At 64.7% G+C, this 22,418-nt stretch carries 17 protein-coding genes and 1 tRNA gene; 8 read left to right on the top strand and 10 right to left on the bottom strand.

The genetic code is table 11. From position 1 onward, the window contains the following. Positions 1–104 precede the first annotated feature (104 nt). Genes ACTIEW_RS11950 through ACTIEW_RS11930 form a run of 5 tightly spaced genes read right to left on the bottom strand, consistent with a single transcriptional unit; the run spans position 105 to position 5,406 of the window. Entirely contained in the window at positions 105–632 is a 528-nt protein-coding gene (locus ACTIEW_RS11950; RefSeq protein WP_439478124.1) for a Pycsar system effector family protein, read from the bottom strand. Further along, positions 629–1,555, bottom strand: a complete 927-nt coding sequence (locus ACTIEW_RS11945) for a TIR domain-containing protein (protein ID WP_439478123.1) — start codon at positions 1,553–1,555, stop codon at positions 629–631. Before ACTIEW_RS11945 ends, ACTIEW_RS11950 begins: the two co-directional genes overlap by 4 nt. Positions 1,556–1,566: 11 nt before the next feature. Then, on the bottom strand, positions 1,567–2,115 hold the full coding sequence (locus ACTIEW_RS11940; RefSeq protein ID WP_439478122.1) for a Mov34/MPN/PAD-1 family protein: 549 nt from the start codon (positions 2,113–2,115) through the stop codon (positions 1,567–1,569). Then, positions 2,093–3,826: a ThiF family adenylyltransferase gene (locus ACTIEW_RS11935; RefSeq protein ID WP_439478121.1), complete on the bottom strand. Its 1,734-nt coding sequence runs from the start codon at positions 3,824–3,826 to the stop codon at positions 2,093–2,095. Before ACTIEW_RS11935 ends, ACTIEW_RS11940 begins: the two co-directional genes overlap by 23 nt. Next, positions 3,823–5,406, bottom strand: a complete 1,584-nt coding sequence (locus ACTIEW_RS11930) for an adenylate/guanylate cyclase domain-containing protein (protein WP_439478120.1) — start codon at positions 5,404–5,406, stop codon at positions 3,823–3,825. Before ACTIEW_RS11930 ends, ACTIEW_RS11935 begins: the two co-directional genes overlap by 4 nt. A gap of 916 nt (positions 5,407–6,322) precedes the next feature. Between ACTIEW_RS11930 and ACTIEW_RS11925 the strand changes: the two genes are divergently transcribed. Beyond that, positions 6,323–7,168 carry a ParB/RepB/Spo0J family partition protein gene (locus ACTIEW_RS11925; RefSeq protein ID WP_439478119.1) on the top strand — a complete coding sequence of 282 codons (846 nt, stop codon included), beginning with the start codon at positions 6,323–6,325 and terminating at the stop codon, positions 7,166–7,168. Between the two features lie 213 nt (positions 7,169–7,381). On the opposite strand, the gene ACTIEW_RS11920 is transcribed toward ACTIEW_RS11925, so the two are convergent. Then, positions 7,382–8,890 carry a pyridoxal phosphate-dependent decarboxylase family protein gene (locus ACTIEW_RS11920; protein ID WP_439478118.1) on the bottom strand — a complete coding sequence of 503 codons (1,509 nt, stop codon included), beginning with the start codon at positions 8,888–8,890 and terminating at the stop codon, positions 7,382–7,384. A gap of 1 nt (position 8,891) precedes the next feature. Beyond that, the gene (locus ACTIEW_RS11915; RefSeq protein ID WP_439478117.1) at positions 8,892–9,980 is read right to left on the bottom strand and encodes a PLP-dependent cysteine synthase family protein; all 1,089 of its coding nucleotides are present in this window, start codon (positions 9,978–9,980) and stop codon (positions 8,892–8,894) included. An 88-nt stretch (positions 9,981–10,068) separates the two neighbouring features. On the opposite strand from ACTIEW_RS11915, the gene ACTIEW_RS11910 reads away from it, so the two are divergent. The 3 genes from ACTIEW_RS11910 to ACTIEW_RS11900 all read left to right on the top strand — a co-directional run bounded on the left by ACTIEW_RS11910 (position 10,069) and on the right by ACTIEW_RS11900 (position 13,341). Then, the gene (locus ACTIEW_RS11910) at positions 10,069–12,093 is read left to right on the top strand and encodes a BTAD domain-containing putative transcriptional regulator (protein ID WP_439478116.1); all 2,025 of its coding nucleotides are present in this window, start codon (positions 10,069–10,071) and stop codon (positions 12,091–12,093) included. A 164-nt stretch (positions 12,094–12,257) separates the two neighbouring features. Continuing rightward, positions 12,258–12,623 (top strand): hypothetical protein, encoded by a 366-nt coding sequence (locus ACTIEW_RS11905; RefSeq protein WP_439478115.1) that lies wholly within the window; start codon positions 12,258–12,260, stop codon positions 12,621–12,623. 211 nt (positions 12,624–12,834) lie between these two features. Then, positions 12,835–13,341, top strand: coding sequence for a cupin domain-containing protein (locus ACTIEW_RS11900; RefSeq protein ID WP_439478114.1), 507 nt, complete (start codon positions 12,835–12,837; stop codon positions 13,339–13,341). A 392-nt stretch (positions 13,342–13,733) separates the two neighbouring features. Here ACTIEW_RS11900 and ACTIEW_RS11895 read toward each other — a convergent pair whose 3' ends face one another. Then, entirely contained in the window at positions 13,734–15,845 is a 2,112-nt protein-coding gene (locus ACTIEW_RS11895) for an ATP-binding protein (protein WP_439478113.1), read from the bottom strand. A gap of 773 nt (positions 15,846–16,618) precedes the next feature. On the opposite strand from ACTIEW_RS11895, the gene ACTIEW_RS11890 reads away from it, so the two are divergent. The 3 genes from ACTIEW_RS11890 (at position 16,619) to ACTIEW_RS11880 (ending at position 20,868) form a co-directional block, all read left to right on the top strand. Then, on the top strand, positions 16,619–16,876 hold the full coding sequence (locus ACTIEW_RS11890) for a DUF7662 domain-containing protein (RefSeq protein WP_322259401.1): 258 nt from the start codon (positions 16,619–16,621) through the stop codon (positions 16,874–16,876). 366 nt (positions 16,877–17,242) lie between these two features. Beyond that, a complete protein-coding gene (locus ACTIEW_RS11885; RefSeq protein WP_439478112.1) occupies positions 17,243–17,605 on the top strand; it encodes a response regulator in 363 nt (120 codons plus the stop codon). An 11-nt stretch (positions 17,606–17,616) separates the two neighbouring features. Continuing rightward, positions 17,617–20,868 carry a PAS domain S-box protein gene (locus ACTIEW_RS11880; RefSeq protein WP_439478126.1) on the top strand — a complete coding sequence of 1,084 codons (3,252 nt, stop codon included), beginning with the start codon at positions 17,617–17,619 and terminating at the stop codon, positions 20,866–20,868. A 112-nt stretch (positions 20,869–20,980) separates the two neighbouring features. On the opposite strand, the gene ACTIEW_RS11875 is transcribed toward ACTIEW_RS11880, so the two are convergent. Together ACTIEW_RS11875 and ACTIEW_RS11870 are read right to left on the bottom strand one after the other, a co-directional pair. Continuing rightward, positions 20,981–21,232 (bottom strand): helix-turn-helix transcriptional regulator, encoded by a 252-nt coding sequence (locus tag ACTIEW_RS11875; protein WP_300465541.1) that lies wholly within the window; start codon positions 21,230–21,232, stop codon positions 20,981–20,983. Between the two features lie 236 nt (positions 21,233–21,468). Then, positions 21,469–21,543 (bottom strand) — tRNA-Asn (locus ACTIEW_RS11870). Positions 21,544–21,613: 70 nt separating this feature from the next. Between ACTIEW_RS11870 and ACTIEW_RS11865 the strand changes: the two genes are divergently transcribed. Then, a complete protein-coding gene (locus ACTIEW_RS11865; protein ID WP_439478111.1) occupies positions 21,614–22,417 on the top strand; it encodes a TrmH family RNA methyltransferase in 804 nt (267 codons plus the stop codon). Position 22,418: the final 1 nt, after the last annotated feature.

Below are 22,418 nucleotides of genomic sequence, written 5' to 3'. Positions count from 1 at the left end.
CAGATCACCACCGATTTGGGAATCCCGATTCCAACAAAACGGGCCACGCTCTAGGAACCGTCCCGCCGCCCTGCGGTGCGAGGTCTATGGGTTGAAGGGCGGCCTTATGCGATCGGCAGTGCCCCGGATCGGGCGACGCTTAGAGCCAGCAAGGCGAGCCAGAAGGGAACCCCAGCGGCCGTGAGGAGAAAGGCCGACCGTGATCGCCTGAACTTCTTCTCCAGAATCTGGGCGTTGCGCCACACCTGACAAAGGGCGTCGTTCGCACGGTCTTCGGGCGAGGCGTCTCTGACCCGCGCCCGATAATCGTCAGCGGTGAGATTGGCGATATCGGCGAAATAAAGCGCGGACGTTTGTGGGTTCGCCAGGTGAGGATAGAAGGCCGCATAGAGGTTCACGGTGCTGAACCCGAGCAGCGCCGCTGCGATCAGACCGCAGATGTTGGCCGGCGACCAGAGCGTCGCGAGCGGTGTGGCCACCGCGACCGAACCGAGCAGAGCGAGATTGATGCCAAGCAGGAATGACGCCTTGCCCTCAACGCGACCGAAGAAGGCCTGCAACCGATCGAGTTGTGCGAGGGCGGAACTGGTGATCTCGGCGTCGGAGATCTTCGGATCAGGCGTCGCCGTCATTTCGCCTCCGCCAAAGACGAACGTACGCCGAGGTCGGCGATCAGGCCGCTGATCTTGTCGATGACCGGGCCGAGCGCGATCGGAAGGTCGCGCGACGTCTTGCCGATTCGGTAGGGCAGGGGCGTCAGCCCCTTGAAGTCCGACGGAAGTCGCACGTCCTCTGCCTGGGGGATCAGCAGCAGGGTGCGATGGCGGCCCAGGCGCGACATGAAGAAACCGAGCTCGAAAATCACATTGTCCCGCGGCGTGGTCGACAGCCGGTCCCGCGAGAGCACCAGGTCGTCCGGTTCGGCGAGAGCGATGCCGAAATCCGCCAGTCCGACCTGCTCATCGAGCGCCTCGATCGGATAGGAGCCGGGCGCGAAGATCTTGTCGTCGCTCCAGATCACCACCTCGGCGTCGTGCTCAAGCCCTACCCGGATCGCCTTGCCGATGGCCAACGCCTCGGCCGAGCAGATGATGAAGACGCGGGGGCGGGCGTTGACGCGATTGACGAACTGATTGCGTTGCTCGACCCGCTCGGCCAGCACCTGGGCGATGCTTCGCCAGATCACCGGATGTTCGGCACCCACCTCCGCCAGACGCTTGTGCGTGACCTTCCACGCCACGGTCGGCTCCGTGGCTTCGATGGTCGCTGAGCGGCTGATGTGCGGGTTGATCGCCGACATTTCGCCGACGGTGCCGCCCTTCTCGCGCGGGTACAGCCGGACCTGGTTGACGACGACGTGAGTCTTGCCGGCCAGCAGGAAGTAGATCTCCCGATCGGATCCGCCCTGTTCGATAATCGTCTTTCCGGGCGCGAACTCGACCAGCTGGCCTTCCGCCGCCAGGGACGCGGCGATCTCCCGGTCCTCGACAATCCGCTGACCCATCAGGGCGTCGATCAGATCGTCGGATTGTTCAAAACGCGATTTCAGGGACATCAGGGTTCCGATCAAATGAAGCGAATGATGGGTTTGGTCGCCGGGCGGCCGAACCAGCGGGACGCCCAGCTACGCGGCCGCGCGGGGTCGCTTTCGGGTCTGTCCGATACGACGAGCGCCGCTTCTTCGACCGTGTCTCCGCGGAACGCCATCGCCCGCAGCGCCAAGCGACGGTCGGCGTCGAGCCGCACGATCATCAGGACGGCGAAGGGCGGAGCCGACGGTCCATCATTGACGATCTCGTGCATCTGCAGAAGGTCAGTGCCGCTGGGCTCCGTCGAAAACGAGGGATGGGAGTGCCATTCGCCGAGATAGTTGAAGCGGTCATAGGCGTCCCCAGTGCTGGAGAAGAACCGGTCAAGAAAGGCTTTGTGGTCTCCCGGCCGGCGCACGAAACAGGCGGTGTCGCCCCCCTGACGCTGGATCGAGAGGTCGGCGATGCGGAAGGTGTTGCGGTCAAGATGTTCGCCGACCAGCACGCCGCCGATTTCCCGGCGGCCCGCCTGGGCCAGTTCCCGCGCCAGCCGCTTGACCGTGTCAGGATGGATCAGCAGCTTCACCCTGGAGCTCCTTGATCATTTGAACCAGCAAGGCGGCGCCGGCGGCTGAAGCCTCGGCGGAGGGCGAGGCGGCGGCGGCTTCGGGTTGGCCGAGATCGATCGCGCGCGTGTCGAACGGCTGAGTGAAGAGCCATCCTTCGCGCAGGCCGATCATATAGGCGGACTGCGGGAACGCCGAGGGCGATGTCTCCGTCAGCAGGTCGAGAGCCATCCGCGCGGCGTGGGCCGCGATAACCGTCACGTCCGCGTCGTCCGCGATCATCGGCTCGGCTTCGCCATTGGCCTCATACGGCCGATCCGCACGCGGCGGCTTGGCGCCGCTCGAAGCGCACCAGGCTTCGATCTTGGCGCGCGCCGTCTGGGGCGACGGGTCGAGCCCGGGCCGCGACCGGGCGACGAGCCCGCCGATGCCGCCGGCGAAGACTTCCAGCCAGATCAGGGGCTTCCGCGCCGCGCTTACCACGCCGGCGAGAAGATTGAACACGGCGGGTTCCGCGGTGGCGTCGATGATGAGATCGCACTGTTGCAGGCTGTGCAGGACGCCGTCGGCGACGCCGCTCGCCTCCTGCGCGGCGAGGCGCTTGATGTGGGTGTCGATCCGGACACCGGGCGCGGCTAGGTCGGCGCGCCGGGCGACCCCGCGCACCTTGTGTTCGCCCATGACCGTCCAGTCGAGATCGTTGCGGACGAGGTTCTCCGGAAGGAGGATATCGTCGTCAACGAGGATCAGATGACCCGCACCCGCACGGGCCAGGCTAACCGCGATCTTGCTCCCGGCCGAGCCGCAGCCGACGAGGCCGACCGTCTTGTCGGCTAGGTCGCTATACCCGCGCGGCAACCGGCTGGCGGGACGCGCCGCGACGACAGTAAAATCGTAGACGTCGTCCGAATCCTTGCTGAACATCCGCAGCCGCGCGCCGGCGTCGTCCCAGGTCAGAAGGAGGTCGAGCGCGAGCTGGCCGTCGTCAGGCGGGGCGCAATATCCATGCGCCGCCATGAAGGCGCGCAGTTCCGGACCGTCGGCCGAAGGCGGCGCCACAACGCCGTCAGGAAGGCGCCAGACCTTGGCCCCGTACAGGGTGTTGTTCGCCCACAGGGCCTGGGGCGTTGATGGGTCCGTCCATTGTTCACCATCCGCCGTGGTCAGGTGAACCGGCGCGAGCGCATGCTGTTTGTCGTTGTCGGTCCAAAGCAGTTTGGCGTTTCGCGTCGAACCGGGTGCAAGGGACCGCATGTGAGCGGCGAAAGTTTCCGTCACCACCAGGCGGAAGGACTTGAAGCGGAGATCCTGACCAAGGGTGGTGTCATGTCGGCTGGGCACCCGCCCGGGGCGTTCCCCCTCGATTGTCGCCTCGCCCGACAGAAGGCGCTCCGCGCTCTCGATCATGTGCGCGCCCGTCAGTTCGGGCGTCCAGTTGTCCGCGCCCCATTCGAGGCACAGCTCACCGCCGGAACCGTATTGGTGGCCGCTCCATGCTTCTGGCGTCTTCGGCACGACCGAAGGCGGCGAGAAGGGGAAGGTGTGTGGGTAGCGCAGCCGCGCGGCATAGCTCCTGCCGGCCGTGGCGATCTCGACATCGATACAGAGGCGCCCGTTCTCGTCCGGTCTCAGCGCGCCGAGCTCAAGCCAGGACTCCCTGCTTTTCAGGGCGAGCAGGGTTTCATGTTCTTCCGCCAGCCGATATGGCGCGCTGAGATACCAGATGGTCACGCAAAGCCCGCGGGCTTGCTCGGCTCCGTCCGACGATTGGCGAAGGCGTAGTCCGCGGCCGGGGCCGCGGTTGTCTGGACGAGGCCGACCGTCGCGCCGGCGGCGATGGACTTGGCGAGAGCCTTCGACGCCTTGGCGGTTTCATCTAGGTGACCAGCGAGTTCGTCCACCGCAATGTCGTAGACGAGGCCCGACCGCTTGCGGCTCGAACCGAACATCGTCTGAACCGCGCTGGTCGCTTCATCGTAAGCGTTCTGTCCAATGGCCGTCTGATCCCCGGCGCAGCGACGCTGCTCCGCCTCGGACGCCAGCACGTTGCGGCCGACTGCGCACCGGATCATGGAGCCCTTTACCCCGAGACGGGTCAGGGCGATCGGGCCGAGCTCAAAACCGATGGCCAGGCCGAGGCCGTGCCCGTCGGAGAGAATGTCGTCGTCTTCCAAGGCCTCGATGGATTGGTCGAAGCTGCTGCGGATGGCGGCGGCGCACAGGACCGCGGTGCTGACGCTTTCCTCGAGGTCGGTGGTTTGGGCCGTGCCTTCGCCGAGAACCCCGTGCACGCAGTCGCCCACGAAGCGAACCTTCCGGCCTCCGAAGTCCTTATCGAGGACAGCGTCCATTTCGCTGCGGAGCACGTGCAGGACGCGGACGACGTTTCGGGCGGCGTCGTCGTCGCAGACACCCGCGGCCACGAAGTCCGTGAAGCCGTCGATGTCGGCGTAGAGCGAGATTGCATCCTGGCGCCGACTGGCGGAGGGCGACAGAAGTTCGAAGTCCAGGTTCGAGAACGGTGGGGTGTGCCCCGAGAAGCCGAACTTCCCGATCGGATTGGCCTCCAGGTCGGCCCGCCAAGCCTTCACGATCTGATCGGCGTTGATCTGCAGCCCGGCGTCGTCCTGGCTTTCTGCCACCTCTTCCACCGAGAGTGGCGTGCGATCTTCCACGACGTCGTCCGCCAGGCCGATGACGGCGCGGGCGGTGTTGGTCAGATAGATGCCCTCGGCGGTCCCGCCGCCGGCGCGTTTCGCCGCCAGATTGGCGGGCGCGCCGAGGAAGAGCGGTTCAGCGTGGCCGCGTCGCCCGTTGCACACAGCAAGCGCCACGCCGCTGTCGATCCCGACCCGCACCTTTGCGGCGGGAATGATCTCGTCGCCTTCCTCGCCCGTCTGGGCCAAGACATCGATGATCAGTTGGGCGGTGGCGACGGCCCGATGGATGCGGCCCATCTCGTCGCCGTAGGGCTTGGCGACGACCGCGTGCAGACGCTGGTTATGGAAGTCGACCTCGATCGCGCCCACGGCGCTCAAGATCCGGTGAACCGCCCGGTAGTGCAGGTTCAGGAATCTCAGCGTCCGCTTGTGGCAGAGGACGCCCTCCACTTCGGTCGTGCCCAGCATGTCATCGAGGTTCTTGATGTCGACGTAGATGTGGACGCCGTTGACCCGGTACGCCTTGGTGCGGGGGAGGGAGGACAGATCCGTCTCGCGGACGTAGTCCTTGATTTCGACAGTTTCGACTTCTTTCAAACGTGCGGCGATGCGCTTTGCTGCGCGCGCGCTGGTCCAAGTGTGGGCCGCCATCGGCTGAACCCCTTTCAGATCATGACATGGGAATGAAAGCGCGCGGACGGGCCGCGGCCATCGAGGCTGGTTGATGGTCGGCTCGCCGACCGGCGTCAGGGATCGATCAGGTCTGCGTCACGTCTTCTCCCCACGTCGGGTGATGAAGACTCGTCAGAGTTGAAACGACCCGGACCCTAGCCTGTGGTGTTGTCGCCCATGGGCGCCACGTCTAAGGATCAGATCGCCGGTCTCGAACGAGTCGGTCCTGGGGGGAGGCGACCTGCCTGCACCGGCAAAGTTCAGCCGGCCGTCTCCCTCCAGCTTCAACAGCCTCAGCTGCCGTACTCCCTGCATCCGATAAACCAGCGAGCGCGCAGGCACCGCTGGGTCGAATTCAGGCACTGTGCGGAAGATCGGGAACAGCCCAAGCGCAGCCGCAAGGTCCTCGCTAGACCGAGTCGCGGCGCGCTGAAAGGACGATTTACACGTCCTATTAACCCATCCCCAGAACTGCCGCGATTCGTCCCCTCCGTCGAGTGAAAAATCCAGATGTTGTGGTCGCACAGCCACGCTATCCCATGATGATGGGGTCGGCGCGGCCGCGTTCAAGGTCCGTCGTCCTTTTTTGCCTGGTCTCGATCCCCCGCTCGATCCGCTCAGGAGCGGACGCCACGCAGGGCGTTGTACGCGAAGGGCTAAGGGCTCCGCCCTCGCGCAGGCCAGGGTGAAGCGGCTCCGCCGCCGGACCGGCCGGTCTCCCCGACCTTCCGCGCCGGCGATGAGAGCCGTGTCGTCATGGATGTCAGGCTTGTGCAGGCCGGGCGATCCCCCTCCGGCCGGTCCGCCCTGGCCTTTGCTACCCCGCTCTCGCCGAGGGGCAGGGTTTCAGGCGCGCAGTTCGCGTGCCTGCAACCCATGCCCAAAGGAGGCAGACATGACTGCTCAATCCACCCAAACCGCCGCGACAGCGGCGACCGCGCCGCAGCATGGCGCGGAGATCATCGTGCCGCTGAATCGGCTCAAGGCCTCGCCGAAGAATGCGCGAAAGACGCCCCATGCGCCCGCGACCATCGAGGCCTTCGCGGCCTCCATCAAGGCCAAGGGGGTGTTGCAGCCGCCCGTGGTCGAGGTCGAGCGGGACGGGGACGGCGCGCCCACCGGGAGCTACCTCGTCACCATCGGCGAGGGGCGCCGTCAGGGTCTGCGGCTGCTGGCCAAGCGCAAGGCGATCAAGCGGACGCATCCTGTCCGGGTGATCGTGGACGCCGAGAACGACCCCCATGAGATCAGCCTCGACGAGAACACGACCCGCGAGGCCATGCACCCCGCCGACCAGTTCGAGGCCTTCCGGCGGCTGGCCGAGGAGAAAGGCTATGGCCCGGAGGAGATCGGCGCCCGGTTCGGGGTGTCCGCCCATGTGGTGCGCCAGCGGCTGCGGCTGGGGGCGGCGGCGCCGGAGTTGATGGCCGCCTATCGGGAGGGGGGGCTGGCGCTCGACCAGTTGACCGCCTTCTGCGTCAGCGAGGATCAGGAGCGGCAACGGCAGGTGCTGGACCAGATCGGTCCCCACACCCCGGCCTACGCCATCCGCCGCGCCATGACCGAGGCCAAGGTGCGCGTCGATGACCGGCGGGTCCGCTTCGTCGGCGTCGAGGCCTATGAGGCGGCGGGCGGGGCGGTGTTGCGCGATCTTGAGAAGGTCTGCTCCAAGCTCAGGGTCAGAACCCGGATCGAGGCTGTCGCTTCCGGCGTACGACAGGGATTGGTCGAGCCGGGATGAGGGAAGGGGGCGGGCCAGGAACTTCTGTGAGGAAGCCCGGCGTTTCGTCGCCGATCGCTGCCGACGTTTGCACGTCCCCTGGCTCTTGATCGACGCCTATCGTTCCCGGAACCCGCCGACCGCCATTCTAAGGCGCTCTGTCGTGTTCGGCGAGGGGGCCGAACCAGATGCCGGTGGCGTACGCCGCCATGGATGGCCGCAGCCGCTGCGTTCTTACACAGCCTCCGTCGCTTTCGCGCTTTGCATCGTTGCCAATAACGCCTTCGCGATATCGCGGACACGGGCGACCATCAGGTCGATGTCCGAGCGGCGGGTCCGGTGGTTTGTGATCGCGACACGCAAGCAATGAGTGCCCTTCACCGTCGTGTCCGATACCGCCGCGACGCCCTCCTCCTGGAGGCGAAGCATGATCTCGACGTTCCAGTGTTTGAGGCCTTCCGCATCGAGATCGATCCGTGGGCGATGCCGGAAGCAGACAATATTGATGCAGGTGGGGGCGGCGATCTCCAACTCCGGCGACTGCCGGATCAGGGCGTCGAGATATTTCGCCTGGGCAATGTTCTGGTCGATCAACCGCCCGAACTTGGCCGCGCCATGTTCCATCAGGGCCATCCAGATCTTCAGGGCCCGGAATCCCCGCGAAGTCTGGGGGCCGAGGTCGTAGAGCCAGGGCGCGGCGGCGAGACCGCGCGCCGTAGGTTCGAGGTATTCCGAGGACTGGGCGTAGCTGCTGCGATGGGCTTTGGCGTCGCGGACCAAGGCGCAACCGGCTTCGAAGGGGGCATGGAGCCATTTATGCGGATCCATGGCGAGGGAATCGGCGCGTTCCAGCCCGAGGATTAGAGGGGCCCCCTCCGGCGCGATGGCGATCAGCGCGCCGATGCAGCCATCGACGTGGAACCACATCCGTTCCGCTGCGGCCAGATCGGCCAATGCGACAAGGTCGTCGATGGCGCCCGTGTTCACGGTTCCGGCAGTGCCGATCAGGCAGGCTGGCTTCAGTCCGGCCGCCTGATCCTCGGCGATAGCAGCGCGCAGCGCGTTCAGATCGATGCGGAAGTCTTCGTTCGTTGGAATCAGGCGAAGCGCCTTCCGGCCCAAGCCGAGCGCCTCCACCGCTTTCAGATGGCAGCCATGGACCTGGTCCGAGGCATAGAAGCGCAGCGGCTGGGGCGCCGTGCCGATACCCTCGGCGCGTACATCGATGCCCGCCATGACGTTGCGGGCGACGGTCAGGCCGATCAGATTGGCCTCCGAACCGCCGCTGACCAGGGTGCCGCTGGCGTCGGCGGGGAAGTGCACCATCTCCTTCAGCCATCCCACGACCTGATCATCCATCCGCGCCGCGGCATGGTTTCCTCCGCCGAGATTCGACCCCTGAACGGCTGCGAGAAACTCGCCGAGGGCGCCGGTCAGATTGCCGGCCCCCATGTACCAAGACCAGAAGCGGGGATGGACGTTGCCCATCGGATAGGCCATCGCCGTGTCGAACACCGCCTGTACGACCTCTGCCAAGGGGGTCGGGCCGTGCGGCAGAGGGGTGGTGAAGCGGGCGCGAATCTCGAGCGGCATGTCACGCCAAACAGGGCGGGACCGGATGTCGCGCAGGTAATCGACCGCTTCGGCGGCGACACGCGTTACGAGGTCCCGCGCCGCGTCCCAGTCGGCCGGGTCCAGGGTTTCCTCGACGGCGGCTATATGCTGGTCCGTCCCGCCCCGCATCTCATTCCGCCGCGAGCTGAGCACCCGGCGTCGAGCGGGATAGGGCCGTTTCGGCTTCGTCCATCTCCGCGGGGATAGCCTCGAAAAGCGGCGTGGTCATGTAGCGTTCCCCGGTGTCGGGCAGCATACAAAGGATCACCGAGCCTTCCGGGGCCTGCTCCGCGATCCGGACGCCCACCGCGAAGGTTGCGCCCCCCGAGATCCCGGTGAGGATGCCCTCCTTCCGCGCGAGTTTGCGGGTCCACTCCATCGCCTCGGCTCCGGAGACCGGCGCGAGGTCGTCGTAGCCATGGGCAGAAATCGCCTGTTGCAGGACCTGCGGGATGAAGTCAGGCGTCCAGCCCTGGATCGGATGCGGCTCGAAGGCGGGGTGGCTGGCGGATGGCACGCCGCCGTCGCCACGTGCCTGCGGCGTGCCGCTGCCAACGAGCTGCGCGTTGGCGGGCTCGGTCAGGACGATCCTGGTGTCCGGTCGCTCGCGGCGCAGAACGGCGGAAACGCCGGCCAGCGTCCCGCCGGTGCCATATCCGGTCACGAACCAGTCCAGACGAGAGCCGGCGAAGTCGGCGATGATCTCGCGCGCCGTGGTGGCCTCGTGGATCGCGGCGTTTTCCGGCGTCTCGAACTGGCGGGCCAGAAACCAGCCATTGGCCTCCGCCAGCTCGACAGCCTTGCGATACATGCCCAGACCCTTTTCGGCGCGGGGAGTCAGGACGACCTGGGCGCCAAACATCCGCATCAATTTGCGCCGTTCGATCGAGAAGCTGTCGGCCATCGTCACCACAAGTGGATAGCCCTTCTGGGCGCAGACCAGCGCGAGACCGATGCCGGTATTGCCGCTCGTCGCCTCGATCACCGTCTGGCCGGGTTTCAGGGCCCCGGACCGCTCCGCCGCCTCGATGATGGCAAGGGCGAGCCGATCCTTGACCGAGCCGCCCGGATTGAAGAACTCAGCTTTTACGTAAAGCGTGACATGGCGTGGGCCGAGGTTGTTGATCCGGACGGTCGGCGTGTCGCCGATGGTGTCGAGGATCGAGTCGTAGAGGCGGCCTCGGCCTTTTGTGGTTCTTGGTTGCCGGTCGTTGGACATGTTACTCATCCTTGTCTGGGCTCGACTTGCGCGGTTCACGTTAGCATTGCCGTAAAGCCCTGACGTGGGAGATGACGTGGGACGCGCCGTGGAAATCGTGCAACCGGCCGAACCGGTCGCAGCACCGGTACTGGAAGTCCTCCTGCTCGGGCCAGTGGTGGTTCGCCGGCACGGACGGCCGGTGGTCCTCGCCCGATCACGCAAGCTGCGGGCGCTGTTGTCGATCCTGGTGATCGAGGGGCGACCGGTTAGCCGAAGGTGGCTCTGCGAGCTCTTGTGGGACCGTCCGAACGATCCGCGTGCCGAGCTTCGCTGGCACCTCAGCAAGCTTCGGCAGATCGTGGACGAGCCGGCACGCGCCCGGGTCCTTTCGGACGACGACGAGATCGGCATCGACCTTGAGGGATGCGTTGTCGATGCCCTCGAAGTCCTGACCGTCGAGCAAGGCCATCCGCCGTCCCTGAAACGACTGACGGAACTGGCGGCGCAGTTCCGGGGACCGTTCCTCGGCGACCTGGAACTTTCCGGCGCACCCGCCGAGCAGTGGCTGACGGCCCAGCGGCGCCGGTTCGCCTCATGCCGGATCGGCCTCCTCAAGCAACTCGCTGCGGCACTGCCAGCCGATTCCGGGGACGTAGAGCCGCACCTGGAGCGATGGCTGGAGCTCGCGCCGTTCGACGTCGCTGCGCATCAACGGCTGCTCGATCATCTGGTCTCACGGGGCCGTATCGCCGAGGCAGACAACCATGTCGCTGCCGTCGAGCGACTGTTCGCCGACGAGGGGGTGTCTGCGGCTGGGCTACGCGAGGCATGGAAGGGGATCCGGTCGCGACGGGCCTCTGCCGCGGTGATTGAGGCCGGCGTCCGGGAAGCACAGCCACTCCTGGGTGAGCCACAGCCTGCGACCGACGGGGCATCCGCGGCCGCTCCGCAACGCTCGGCGCTTGCCGTGATGCCGTTCACGACTGAAAAGAACCATTGCGTCGAACCAGGGATCACCGATGGCCTGACGCAGGACGTCATCACACGATTGGCGAAACTCAGGAGCCTGTCGATCATCGCTCGGGGCTCGGTCTACGCCATGGCGGAGATGTCCCTGTCGAGCGTGGAGGCGGGGCGGCGTCTCGGCGTCGATTACGTGGCCTCGGGTACGATCCGTCGGGACGCCGACCGGCTCAGGGCCCAGATCGAACTCGTGGAGGTCGCGACGGGCAGGATCGTCTGGGCGGAGGACTGTGACGCGCCCGCCGGGAATCTGCTCGAGGCGCTGGACGAACTCGGCGACCGGATCGTCGCGGCCTTGACGGGCGAAATTGAGCAGGCCGAACGTAATCGGGCGGTCTTGCGATCGCCTGCCTCGCTGAACGCCTGGGGCGCTCATCACCGGGGTCTCTGGCACATGTACCGCTTCACCCGGGAGGACAACGCGCAGGCGCAGCATTTTTTCGACAGGGCGGTGACGCTCGACCCGACCTTCTCCCGCGCCCATGCCGGTCTGTCCTTCACCCATTGGCAGAATGCATTCCAGAACTGGTCCGATCCGCGGATGGAGACCGAACGGGCCTATGCCGCCGCCGCGCAAAGCCTGTTCGCGGATGAACAGGACCCGGCGGCGCACTGGGCGATGGGGCGGGCCCTGTGGCTGCGCCAGGAACACGAGCAGGCAGTTCTGGCGCTTCGGGAGTCGGTCGACCTGAGCCCGAACTTCGCCCTCGGTCATTATTCACTCGCCTTCGTAGAGTCCCAGACCGGCGACCCGATGGCGGCGATCAAGGCCTCGGACAAATCGCGCGCGCTCAGCCCCTACGATCCGATGATGTTCGGCATGTTGGGGAGCCGGGCGATGGCGCATCTGCGACTGGGTCAGTTTGAGGAAGCGGCCGCCTGGGCGACGCGGGCGGCGTCCCGCCCGAACGCTCATATCAACATCCTCGGCCTGGCCGCCCTGTGCCTGTCGTTGGCGGGGCGGATCGCAGAGGGGCAGGGTCTTGCGACCACCATTCGGGTGACGCAGCCTGGTTACGGAATCGACGACTTTCTCAGTGCGTTCCACTTTTCGCCGGACAAGGCGAAACTTCTGCGAGCCGCAGCTGTGCAGGTGTCGATGGCCTGAGCGCGCCAGTTCGGAAATTTCCACGATGGTTCCAACGTTTCGAACCGCGCGCCGACCCATGTCCAAACGGCATCAACGGACGCAGCGGTGGAGAACGCCGCACGTCCCCCGGCTCGATCCTCAGGTTCCCGAAGGGACGCGGACCCACAGAGAAAGAAGCCGACATGAACAACTCCATTGAAATCAGACGCTTTGAGGCCCCGGACGACACGCTTGATATGAAGGAGCTTGGCGGCATCAACATCATCAGGATGGCCGACGGGACCACGGGCATGCGGGCCGTTTTCGAGCCTGGTTGGACATGGGAGAACGACGAGAAGCCGCTGCTCGGCTCGCCCGACTCCTGCCCGATGCGCCATACGGGTTACTGCATTGCGGGCCAGCTCGTGGTCCGCATGGTCGACACCGGTGCCGAAACGCCGATCGCCGTGGGTGATTTCTTCGAGATTCCGCCTGGCCATGACGCGTACGTCGCCGGTTCCGACCGGGTCGAACTGATCCTGTTTGGATCGCCGGAGCACCAGCACTGACGCGGACTGGGAACGGGCGCTTCCCTGTGTGCTGGCAAGGCGCAACGAGTGCGCCGCAGGTCGGCGGGGTTAGACGAGCCCGGGCGCACAAATCCAGAATTTCCCTGACCGATCCAACGTTTCGGGCCGGGTCCAGCATGGCCACGCAGGTATCGAAGGACGCGGCAATTCAGAACCGCCGAGACCATCGCTTTCTTGAAAGGAAAGACTAATGAGACGATTTCATGGACCCTCCCGCCTGTCCGGCATCGCGGCCGCACTGGCGCTCACCGCCTGCCTCGGGGCCATCGACCGCCCTCTCGCCGCCGAGCCCGACCACCACAAGGTCGTACCCGCCGGGGAAGTGACCTTCGGGGCCGGTCCGCCGTTCCTGCCGCCGGGCGTCGAGATGGTAGTGCTCGCCGGAAATCCCGGTGTGGCGGGCGTCTTCGTCCTCCGGCTAAAGTTTCCCGCCGGATACGTCATCCCGCCGCACATCCATTCGCAGGACGAGCTGGTGACGGTGATCTCGGGTCAGCTCGGGGTCGCGATGGGCGACACACTCGACCGTGATGCCGCGCACCCCCTGGCCCCAGGGAGCTTCGTCCAGCTGCCGGCGAACATGTCGCACTATGCTTGGGCCGATGAGGAAACAGTGGTCCAGCTTGCTGGCATGGGTCCGTTCGACATCACCTACATCGACGATGCCGACGATCCGCGGATCAACGGCCGCGACTGACGGTTACGGTCGGTCCGGCACCGGGTTTTCTTCGGCGGTGCCGGGCGCAGGCCGTTGCGATCGAGAACGCACTTATGCGGAAAAGGCGGGAGGGCGAGCGGCCCACCGGACAACAGGAGCACCGGATCCGCGAACTCCCATAAGGGCCAGCGTCGGTACGCCGTCGCAGAACAGACCGGACAGATGGCAGCATCGGACTACGTGTCAGAAATTCCCTAATTCACTCTTGCGCTGAAGGGGGCGTCCACAGATGGAAAGCGGACTTTCAACTCTGCGGGCGGCAAATCACCAACGCGATGCGACGCCTCGGGGAGGGCGCTGCAGCGGAATCTCAGGGCCCTAGTGGAGCAAAGGTGGGGATCTTGCTGTGACCGATGTCGCCCTCTTGGTCTTTAGGCGGCGGCTGTTGCATCGGCATCATCGAGGGCCGGCGCGATCAGAGCTGCGATGGCCTCGATCAGGGCGGCGGGGCGGACCGGCTTGGCCAGGTGCAGGTCAGAGCCTGCCTCGAGGCTGCGCCGCACATCGTCGGGCATGGCGTTGGCGGTCAGCGAGATCACCGGAGTGCGCACTCGACCGGACTTCGATTCCAGCTCGCGTATCTTTCGCGTAGCTGTAAGGCCGTCCATGACCGGCATTTGAACGTCCATCAGGATCAGGTCGAAATCGGTCATGGCGGCTTGCTCAAGCGCCAGCTGGCCGTTTTCGACCATGACCAAATCGACGCCCAGAGGCTCCAGGATCATGGACACCACGCGCCGGTTCACGTCGTGGTCGTCAGCGAACAGGATGCGCAGATTGCGGTCGATTGCGGTGTCAGCCTGAGAGGTGGGAGTTGGGATCGACGCCTCGTCCGCCACCTCCACAGCCCGCAGCAAGGGAAGCGTGACCAAGAACAATGTCCCTTTTCCCGCAGATGAGCGCACTCCGATCCGACCGCCCATCAATTCGCAAAAGGAGCGACATATCGAAAGCCCCAAGCCGGTTCCACCGTGGCGACGGCTGACCGATGTGTCGGCCTGCTCGAATCTCTGGAACAGGCGCTTGGCGGTCGATCGGTCGAACCCCGATCCGGTGTCGCGGACACAGATGCGCAGGCCGCTACGCCCTCGCGAAGCGGAGACAATGACACTCCCGCTTTCTGTGAACTTCACAGCGTTACTGATGAGGTTGGAGATCACCTGCCCGACGCGGGTCTGGTCGCCGATGTAGCACCCTGATGTCCCAGGCGTCAGGATCAGTTCCAGCTTCACGTCTTTGATCGCCGCCGCAGCGGCGTGCAGGTCGGTGACACCGGTCAGGACAGCCTCCAGGTTGAAGGGCGCGGACTCGAGCTTCATCTGGCCAGCTTCGATTTTGGCTACATCGAGGATGTCGTTGACCACGTATTCAAGCATATGGCCCGAGGCGATGATGGTTTCCGCCATTGCGCGCGCGCGGTCGTCTGTCTGCAACCCCAGGAGCATGTCGGCCATGGCGATGATGCCGTTGAGCGGTGTACGCAGTTCATGGCTCATGTTGGCGAGGAACTGGGACTTGGCTGCGTTGGCGTTCTCGGCGAGAGTCAACGCCTCGTTCAGCGCCACCCGGCCGGCTTGGCGCTCGGTGACATCCTCGCCAACCGTGACGATGTAAGTCGGCTTTTCATCCTGGAAGACAGCCACCTTCTTGGTCGTGAAGAACTTGGACTTTCCGCAACCGGTCGTTACGGCGAAATTCTCATCGGTAATAACAGACCGGGCCGCAATGACTTCAAGATCTTCATGATCAGACGACAACGCTTCATCCGCGGGAAAGAGGTCGTGAACGGTCTTTCCGACGGACGTGTTTGATACCAATCCCAAGGCGGCCTCGGCTGCGGGATTTATCAATACAAATGATAGATCTACTGCGTTCTTGACCACCAGAAACGTCGGCATCATGCCGATGACTACGCTATAGAAGGCCTCTCGGGCCGCGTGGGCCTCACAGGTATCTCTCAATTCCGTGGTAGCGCGTTCCAGCAGGTCAACCAGGTGCTTTCGCGACAGCGTCAGAGCAACGAGGTGCGCTGCATGCGCAAGTGACTGAACGTGCGCTTCGCTCGGGCGCCTGACGTCACGATGATACAAAGCGAATGTGCCCAGCACCCGGTCTTGTGTGTCGCGGATTGGTTGGGACCAGCATGAACGCAGGCCGGCGTTTTCGGCCAGCGTCCGGAAATCGGTCCAGAGGGGGTCGGCCTGAATGTCTTCGACGATGATCGTGCGGTTGAGGAATGCGGCCGTGCCACAGGAGCCGACATTTGGCCCGATCGCAACGCCATCAATTGCCGCGTTATAGTCGCCCGGCAAACTGGGAGCGGCGCCCACCAGCAGGTGTTCACAGCTCTCATCAAGCAGCAGGATACTGGCCAGAGTGCCGGGCATCTCCATTTCGATGGATTGCACAATGCCGGCCAGAACTTCTGGTAGCGGGCGATCCTCAGCTATGAGCCTGAGTGCTTCTCCTACGGCAGGCGACATATCGAGGCCCCTAGAGTGGTCTGGAACGGGCGGTCACTCTGTGTTTGGGACTGCCAACGCAACGGGTCACACTTGGAATCGGCACCGCCGCCCCCGCGCGCCAACATGGAGCCTGTGGTTACCAGCATGAACAAAGTCTAAATACGAGACCGCGGACCCCTGTAGGGGCGCTGACTGCCCATACTTGGCCGACCGAGCAAGCCCGCCCGATCCGGCTGGAGTCGCCCTGAACGTCCGCAATGTGGTGGGCTCAACTGATCGCTGCAACACACTCAGCGAACTTCTCCGCCGGTGTCGACTCGCTTGTCGTATCGGGTTGCGACGCGGCCGTAGTCCTTGAGCCGGGCCCATAGACGTTCGACGGTGTTGCGGTCTGGTTGCGGATGAACAGGTTGAAGACCGCGCGGCGGAACTGCTGCTCGATGTCGACCGCATCGAGGCCGAGGAGGCGGATCGTCTCGACGGCTGTTCGTACCTCGAGAAGGTCAGCGCCAAACTGAAGGTCCGAACGCGGACCGAGGCCGTCGCCTCGGCGGTCCGCCAGAGCCTGATCGAACCGGGATGAGGGAAGGGGGCGGGCCAGGAACTTCTGTGAGGAAGCCCGGCGTTTCGTCGCCGATCGCTGCCGACGCTTGCACGTCCCCTGGCTCTTGATCGGCAGCTATCGTTCCCGGAACCCGCCAGCGCGCAGTCTAGGCTTTCACCGAAGGTTCGGCGAGGCGCGCGCGAATGGAGGACTTGACCAGCATCAGCACTTCGGGACAACAGCCGTCATGGCAAAGTACGCCCCCCTAACGAGCTATCTTCGGCGCCAGAAACAAGCCGAGCTGGAACTGACCTTCCGAGATATCGAGAGGATCGTCGGGGGCATCTTGCCCAAAGCGGCGAACGACGCTCGATGGTGGCTCGCCGGCGAGAGCGACACTCTGCAGCCCCAGCACATTGCGCTGGCTCAAGCAGGGTTCATCGCCCAGCCTTCGATCCGCTCGGAACGCGTGCGCTTCGTGAAGGCGATGAGCGACCCCGGCTAGTCGCAGGGCTGTGGCAGGTGTCACGACCGGTATCCGTCTTCAATGGTCATGGAGACAGCCGTGGGCGTGGTGGGGCTGCGAGCGGCTTCACGACGCTGACGGGCGCGGATGTGCCGAACGGCGCGGAACATGCCGATCCGATTGTGGCTGGAGTCGCGTCTGCCGAAGCCAGCCCAAATGAATCATATCTCTTCAAGATTTTAGCGCGCAAAGCTTTGCCATGAGTTGTGCGGTCTCCCGTACAGCGCGCTGTTTGGTCGGAATTGCCTGGATTTCCTATTCCATAACAAGAATCCGGTGGCCCGTCGGTGACTTTCTAAAGAGCATGATATCCATGACGACCATCAACTCTCAGTGCTCAACCCGATGGCTGTAATTCTTGTCGTCGAGGACGAGGTTTTTATTCGTCAGAACGCAGAGTGGACGTTGGAAGATCTTGGCCACACGACTCTGCTCGCGTCGGATCTGGGCGAGGCGCTCGCGCACTTGTCGGCGTCCGTCGTCATAGATGCTCTGTTCGTGGACATGCGCCTTAGGGAAATGGCCGGTGGCGGCTATGATGTCGCGAACCAGGCGATCGCCCTGCAGCCCCACCTGCGTGTGCTTTATACCTCGGGAACCCTGCTGACCGCGGACATGTCAGGTCGCTTCGTTCCGGGCGGCCAGTTCCTCCAGAAGCCCTATTCCCCGGAACAACTGGGGATCTCCATGGAACGTCTTCTGAACTGACGACTTAAGTCATTGCTACGCAGGTCGTTCCACGCGCCGAGTCAGGACACCCGATTACAATTTCCGACGCCGAAACGGGCCTGGCGCTCCCGACGGCCGAGGTTGGCGACGGCGGCCCCGGAGTCCAATCCGAAGAATCGATCGTCAAGATCGGCGCGCTGCAGAGCGCGATCTTCAACAGCGCCAACTTCTCCAGCATCGCCACCGACGCCACAGGGGTCATCCAGATCTTCAACGTCGGCGCCGAGCGGATGCTGGGCTATGCGGCCGCCGAAGTGATGAACAAGATCACGCCGGCTGACATCTCCGACCCACTGGAGGTGATCGCGCGCGCGGAAGAACTGAGCGTCGAACTCGGAACGCCGATCACGCCCGGCTTTGAGGCCCTGGTGTTCAAAGCCTCGCGTGGCATCGAGGACATCTATGAGCTGACCTATATCCGCAAGGACGGCACCCGGTTCCCCGCCGTCGTGAACGTCACCGCCCTGCGCGACGCGCAGGACGCCATCATCGGCTATCTGCTCATCGGCACCGACAACACCGCGCGCAAGGAAGCGGAAGAGGCCCTGCTCCAGGCGGGCGCCCTGCAGAACGCGATCTTCAACAGCGCTAACTTCTCCAGCATCGCCACCGACGCCAAAGGGGTCATCCAGATCTTCAACGTCGGCGCCGAACGGATGCTCGGCTACGCGGCCGGCGAGGTGATGAACAAGATCACGCCGGCTGATATTTCCGATCCGCAGGAGCTGATCGCCCGCGCCGAAGCGCTGAGCGTCGAACTCGGCACCCCGATCACGCCCGGCTTCGAGGCCCTGGTGTTCAAGGCGTCGCGCGGCATCGAGGACATCTATGAGCTGACCTATATCCGCAAGGATGGGACCCGGTTCCCCGCGGTCGTGAACGTCACCGCCCTGCGTGACGCGCAGGACGCCATCATCGGCTATCTGCTGATAGGCACCGAACTCAAGGCGGGCGCGCTGCAGAGCGCGATCTTCAACAGCGCCAACTTCTCCAGCATCGCCACCGACGCCACAGGGGTCATCCAGATCTTCAACGTCGGCGCCGAGCGGATGCTGGGCTATGCGGCCGCCGAAGTGATGAACAAGATCACGCCGGCTGACATCTCCGACCCACTGGAGGTGATCGCGCGCGCGGAAGAACTGAGCGTCGAACTCGGAACGCCGATCACGCCCGGCTTTGAGGCCCTGGTGTTCAAAGCCTCGCGTGGCATCGAGGACATCTATGAGCTGACCTATATCCGCAAGGACGGCACCCGGTTCCCCGCCGTCGTGAACGTCACAGCGCTGCGCGACGCGCAGGACGCCATCATCGGCTACCTGCTCATCGGCACCGACAACACCGCGCGCAAACAGGTCGAAGAAGAGCAGAAAAAGTCCGATCAGCGCCTGCGCGACCAGCAATTCTATACCCGCTCGCTGATCGAATCCAACATCGACGCGATCATGACCACCGACCCCTCCGGCGTTATCACCGACGTCAACAAGCAGATGGAGGCGCTCACCGGCTGCACGCGCGACGAACTGATCGGCGCGCCGTTCAAGGACTACTTCACCGATCCGCAGCGGGCCGAAGCCGCGATCAAGCGTGTGCTGCGCGAAAAATCGGTCACCGACTACGAGCTGACGGCGCGGGCCCGCGATGGCACCCAGACTGTGGTGTCCTACAACGCCACCACCTTTTACGACCGGAACCGTAAGCTGGAGGGCGTCTTCGCCGCGGCGCGCGACGTCACGGAGCGCAAACGGGTTGAGGTGGAGTTGCAGCAGGCCAAGGCTGTTGCCGAGAGCGCCAATCGGACCAAGTCGGACTTCCTGGCCAGCATGAGCCATGAGATCCGCACACCGATGAACGCGATCATGGGGATCGCCGACCTGCTGGCCAAGACGGCGCTTACGCCCGAGCAGGACAAGTTCGTTCAGATATTTCGGCGGTCCGGCGACAATCTCCTCAACCTGATCAACGATATCCTCGACCTGTCCAAGGTGGAGTCGTCCCAACTCGATCTGGAGCGGACGGGCTTCTCCTTGGCCGACCATCTGGAAAAAGTGATGGAGATGGTCGCGCCGCGGGCGCAGGAGAAATCCCTGACGCTGGTGTGCGAGATCATGCCCGGCGTGAGCAACGACCTGGTGGGCGATCCCACACGCCTGCGCCAAGTGCTGCTCAACCTGCTCGGCAATGCGATCAAGTTCACCGAGTCGGGCGGCGTCTCACTTCGCGTCGAGCCCGATGCGAACGACGCCGTGCCGACCGCCTTGCGATTCACGGTCACCGACACGGGCATCGGCATCGCCGACGACAAGCTGGATCGCGTGTTCGAACGCTTCACCCAGGCCGATTCCTCGACGACCCGACGGTTTGGCGGGTCTGGCCTAGGGCTGACGATTTCGCGCCGTCTTGTAGAACTGATGGATGGTAAGATTTGGGTGAAAAGCCAGATCGACGGGGGGAGCGTCTTCGCCTTCGCGGTTCCATTCGAAGTCTCCGCCGTGGCCATTCGACCGGTCGCGGTCGCCGTCGGGACCGCCCCGGAGGCGCCGCTGCCGGCCCTGCGCATCCTCATGGCGGAGGACTCGCCGGACAATTGCACCATCGCGCTCGCCTATCTCGAGGACACGCCCTATCGGGTCGACGTCGCCGAAACGGGCGTGCTCGCCTGCGAGATGTTCAAGGCGGAGCGCTATGACCTCGTGCTGATGGACCGCCAGATGCCCGCCATGGACGGGCTGACGGCGACGCGGACCATCCGGGCCTGGGAGAAGGCCAACCACCGGGCGCCCACGCCGATCATCGCGCTGACGGCGGCGGCCCTAAAGGGTGACCGGGAAAGCTGCCTCGCGGCGGGCTGCACCGCCTATCTCACCAAGCCGATAAAGCAGGACGTCCTTCTCCAGGCGATCAAGGACCACTCCTCCCTCTGGATGTCGCACCAGACCCCGGACGCACCGCCATCTCGCGGAGCTCAGAGGTTGGTCGAGCAGACGCCGGCCTATCTGGAGAACTGCCGGCTGAATGTCATCGCCATGCTCGCCGCCCTGGACTGCGGAGACTTCCAGGTGGTGACCATCCTTGGGCACAATCTGCGGGGCTCTGGTGGAGGCTTTGGATTTCAGATGATCACCGATATCGGCGCGGGCCTGGAGCAGGCAGCTGATGCCGCTGACGCGGCCGTATCGCGCAGGTGGCTGGGCGAACTGTCGAGCTATCTCGACCATCTGAAAGCCGGCGGGCGACCACACTAGCGCCGATGCACTGTTGGCCTGTTGCCACGGCTAAGTCGAATAGCCGACTCTCCCATTTCGCCTGCATGGCCCAAGCTGTACGGCGTCAGCCGCCACCCAATTGATGAGCCCGCTAGGGATACTGGCCCTCCGCACGCGGGGCTGCCGGACGCGGCCCTTGCCGCGGGTCCGTCGTCGAGGCGCGAAGGCCGCTGTCGGCCCACTGGGAGAGATCGGCGAGATCATAGACGACTCGACCGCCGAGCTTTCGATAGACGGGTCCGGTGCCGTACGTACGATGCTTCTCGAGCGTGCGGCTCGATAGCCCCAGATAGTCGCTGGCTTCCGGCGTCCGCAGGAATCGCCGCCCTATGCGCTCATCCATGCGAGCCTCCGTTTCAAATGCCGAATCATGAGCGGAGCAGCGACGGCGGGCAACCCGTGAGGCCGCCACCGCAGAAGCACGGGGGATCGCACTCGTTCAAGCGATTGTGAATTGGTTCGGAAATGGCGCTAGAACACTCGCCGAACTCACCGTTCTAAACGCCGTTCTAAACAGCCAAGCTAGAACGGACCCCTGAAGGGGAAGTCTAGATTGTTGAGGGATTTCAAGGCCGAGAGTGGCTCCGCGGGTAGGATTCGAACCTACGACCAGCCGATTAACAGTCGGCTGCTCTACCACTGAGCTACCGCGGAACACTTCCTCTCGGGAAGGCGGGCGCTATAGCAGCGCGAGTCAGACTGACGCAACGGGAAATATCCGATCTTGGCCGTGATCCGCATCGACCAGCCCGACGATCTGCGCATCGCCGGCTTCCGCGACATCCGCGAACGGGACCTCACGGGCAGGCAGGGCCTGTTCGTGGCCGAAGGCGAGGTGGTGTTGAATGTGCTGATGTCGGATCGGTCCCTGTGTCGCCCCGTGGCGTTTTTGCTGGACAGCAAACGGGTTGAAGGGCTGGCGGGGCTGCTCGCCCGGGCGGCGGACGACACGCCGGTCTATGTCGCAAGTCAGCCGGTGCTGGATGCGATAGCCGGGTTTCACCTGCATCGCGGGATCCTGGCGCTGGGTGAGAAGCCGCCGGTCCAGTCCCTGGAGGCGTGCCTGGACCGAACAGATCCGGACGCCGTGGTGGTTGCGGCGTGCGGGATCGGCAATCACGACAATATGGGCGGGGTGTTCCGCAACGCCGCGGCCTTCGGCGCCGGGGCGGTGCTGCTGGACGCGCACTGCTGCGACCCCTTCTATCGCAAGGCCATCCGGGTCTCCGTGGGCGCCGTGCTGCGGACGCCGATGGCGACCGGGCTTGACACATTGGCCATGGTTCAGGGCCTGAAGGCGGCAGGGTTCGAGGTGCTGGCGCTGACGCCGGGCGCGAGCGAGCCGCTGGACCGGGCGCCGCGCGGCGGGCGGGTCGCTATCGTGCTGGGACCCGAGGGCCCTGGCCTGTCGCGGGCGGTCATCGAACGCTGCCGGCCGGTCGGGATCCCGATGTCAGGCGGCTTTGATTCGCTGAATGTTTCGGTCGCCAGTGGAATTGCGCTGCATCATTTCACACGACAGGCGTGAA

Source organism: Brevundimonas sp., assembly GCF_051860745.1.
In the GTDB taxonomy this organism is placed as follows: Bacteria; Pseudomonadota; Alphaproteobacteria; order Caulobacterales; family Caulobacteraceae; genus Brevundimonas.
The sequence above is the reverse complement of the archived record's forward strand: the minus strand, read 5'-3'. Positions and strand labels throughout refer to the sequence as shown.

What these genes read in the sequence shown, in the direction of transcription:
- ACTIEW_RS11950 (WP_439478124.1), bottom strand. Translation starts at nt 632, where the DNA reads ATGACGGCGACGCCTGATCCGAAGATCTCCGACGCCGAGATCACCAGT.
- ACTIEW_RS11945 (WP_439478123.1), bottom strand. Translation starts at nt 1,555, where the DNA reads ATGTCCCTGAAATCGCGTTTTGAACAATCCGACGATCTGATCGACGCC.
- ACTIEW_RS11930 (WP_439478120.1), bottom strand. Translation starts at nt 5,406, where the DNA reads ATGGCGGCCCACACTTGGACCAGCGCGCGCGCAGCAAAGCGCATCGCC.
- ACTIEW_RS11925 (WP_439478119.1), top strand. Translation starts at nt 6,323, where the DNA reads ATGACTGCTCAATCCACCCAAACCGCCGCGACAGCGGCGACCGCGCCG.
- ACTIEW_RS11920 (WP_439478118.1), bottom strand. Translation starts at nt 8,890, where the DNA reads ATGCGGGGCGGGACGGACCAGCATATAGCCGCCGTCGAGGAAACCCTG.
- ACTIEW_RS11915 (WP_439478117.1), bottom strand. Translation starts at nt 9,980, where the DNA reads ATGTCCAACGACCGGCAACCAAGAACCACAAAAGGCCGAGGCCGCCTC.
- ACTIEW_RS11905 (WP_439478115.1), top strand. Translation starts at nt 12,258, where the DNA reads ATGAACAACTCCATTGAAATCAGACGCTTTGAGGCCCCGGACGACACG.
- ACTIEW_RS11900 (WP_439478114.1), top strand. Translation starts at nt 12,835, where the DNA reads ATGAGACGATTTCATGGACCCTCCCGCCTGTCCGGCATCGCGGCCGCA.
- ACTIEW_RS11895 (WP_439478113.1), bottom strand. Translation starts at nt 15,845, where the DNA reads ATGTCGCCTGCCGTAGGAGAAGCACTCAGGCTCATAGCTGAGGATCGC.
- ACTIEW_RS11890 (WP_322259401.1), top strand. Translation starts at nt 16,619, where the DNA reads ATGGCAAAGTACGCCCCCCTAACGAGCTATCTTCGGCGCCAGAAACAA.
- ACTIEW_RS11885 (WP_439478112.1), top strand. Translation starts at nt 17,243, where the DNA reads ATGGCTGTAATTCTTGTCGTCGAGGACGAGGTTTTTATTCGTCAGAAC.
- ACTIEW_RS11875 (WP_300465541.1), bottom strand. Translation starts at nt 21,232, where the DNA reads ATGGATGAGCGCATAGGGCGGCGATTCCTGCGGACGCCGGAAGCCAGC.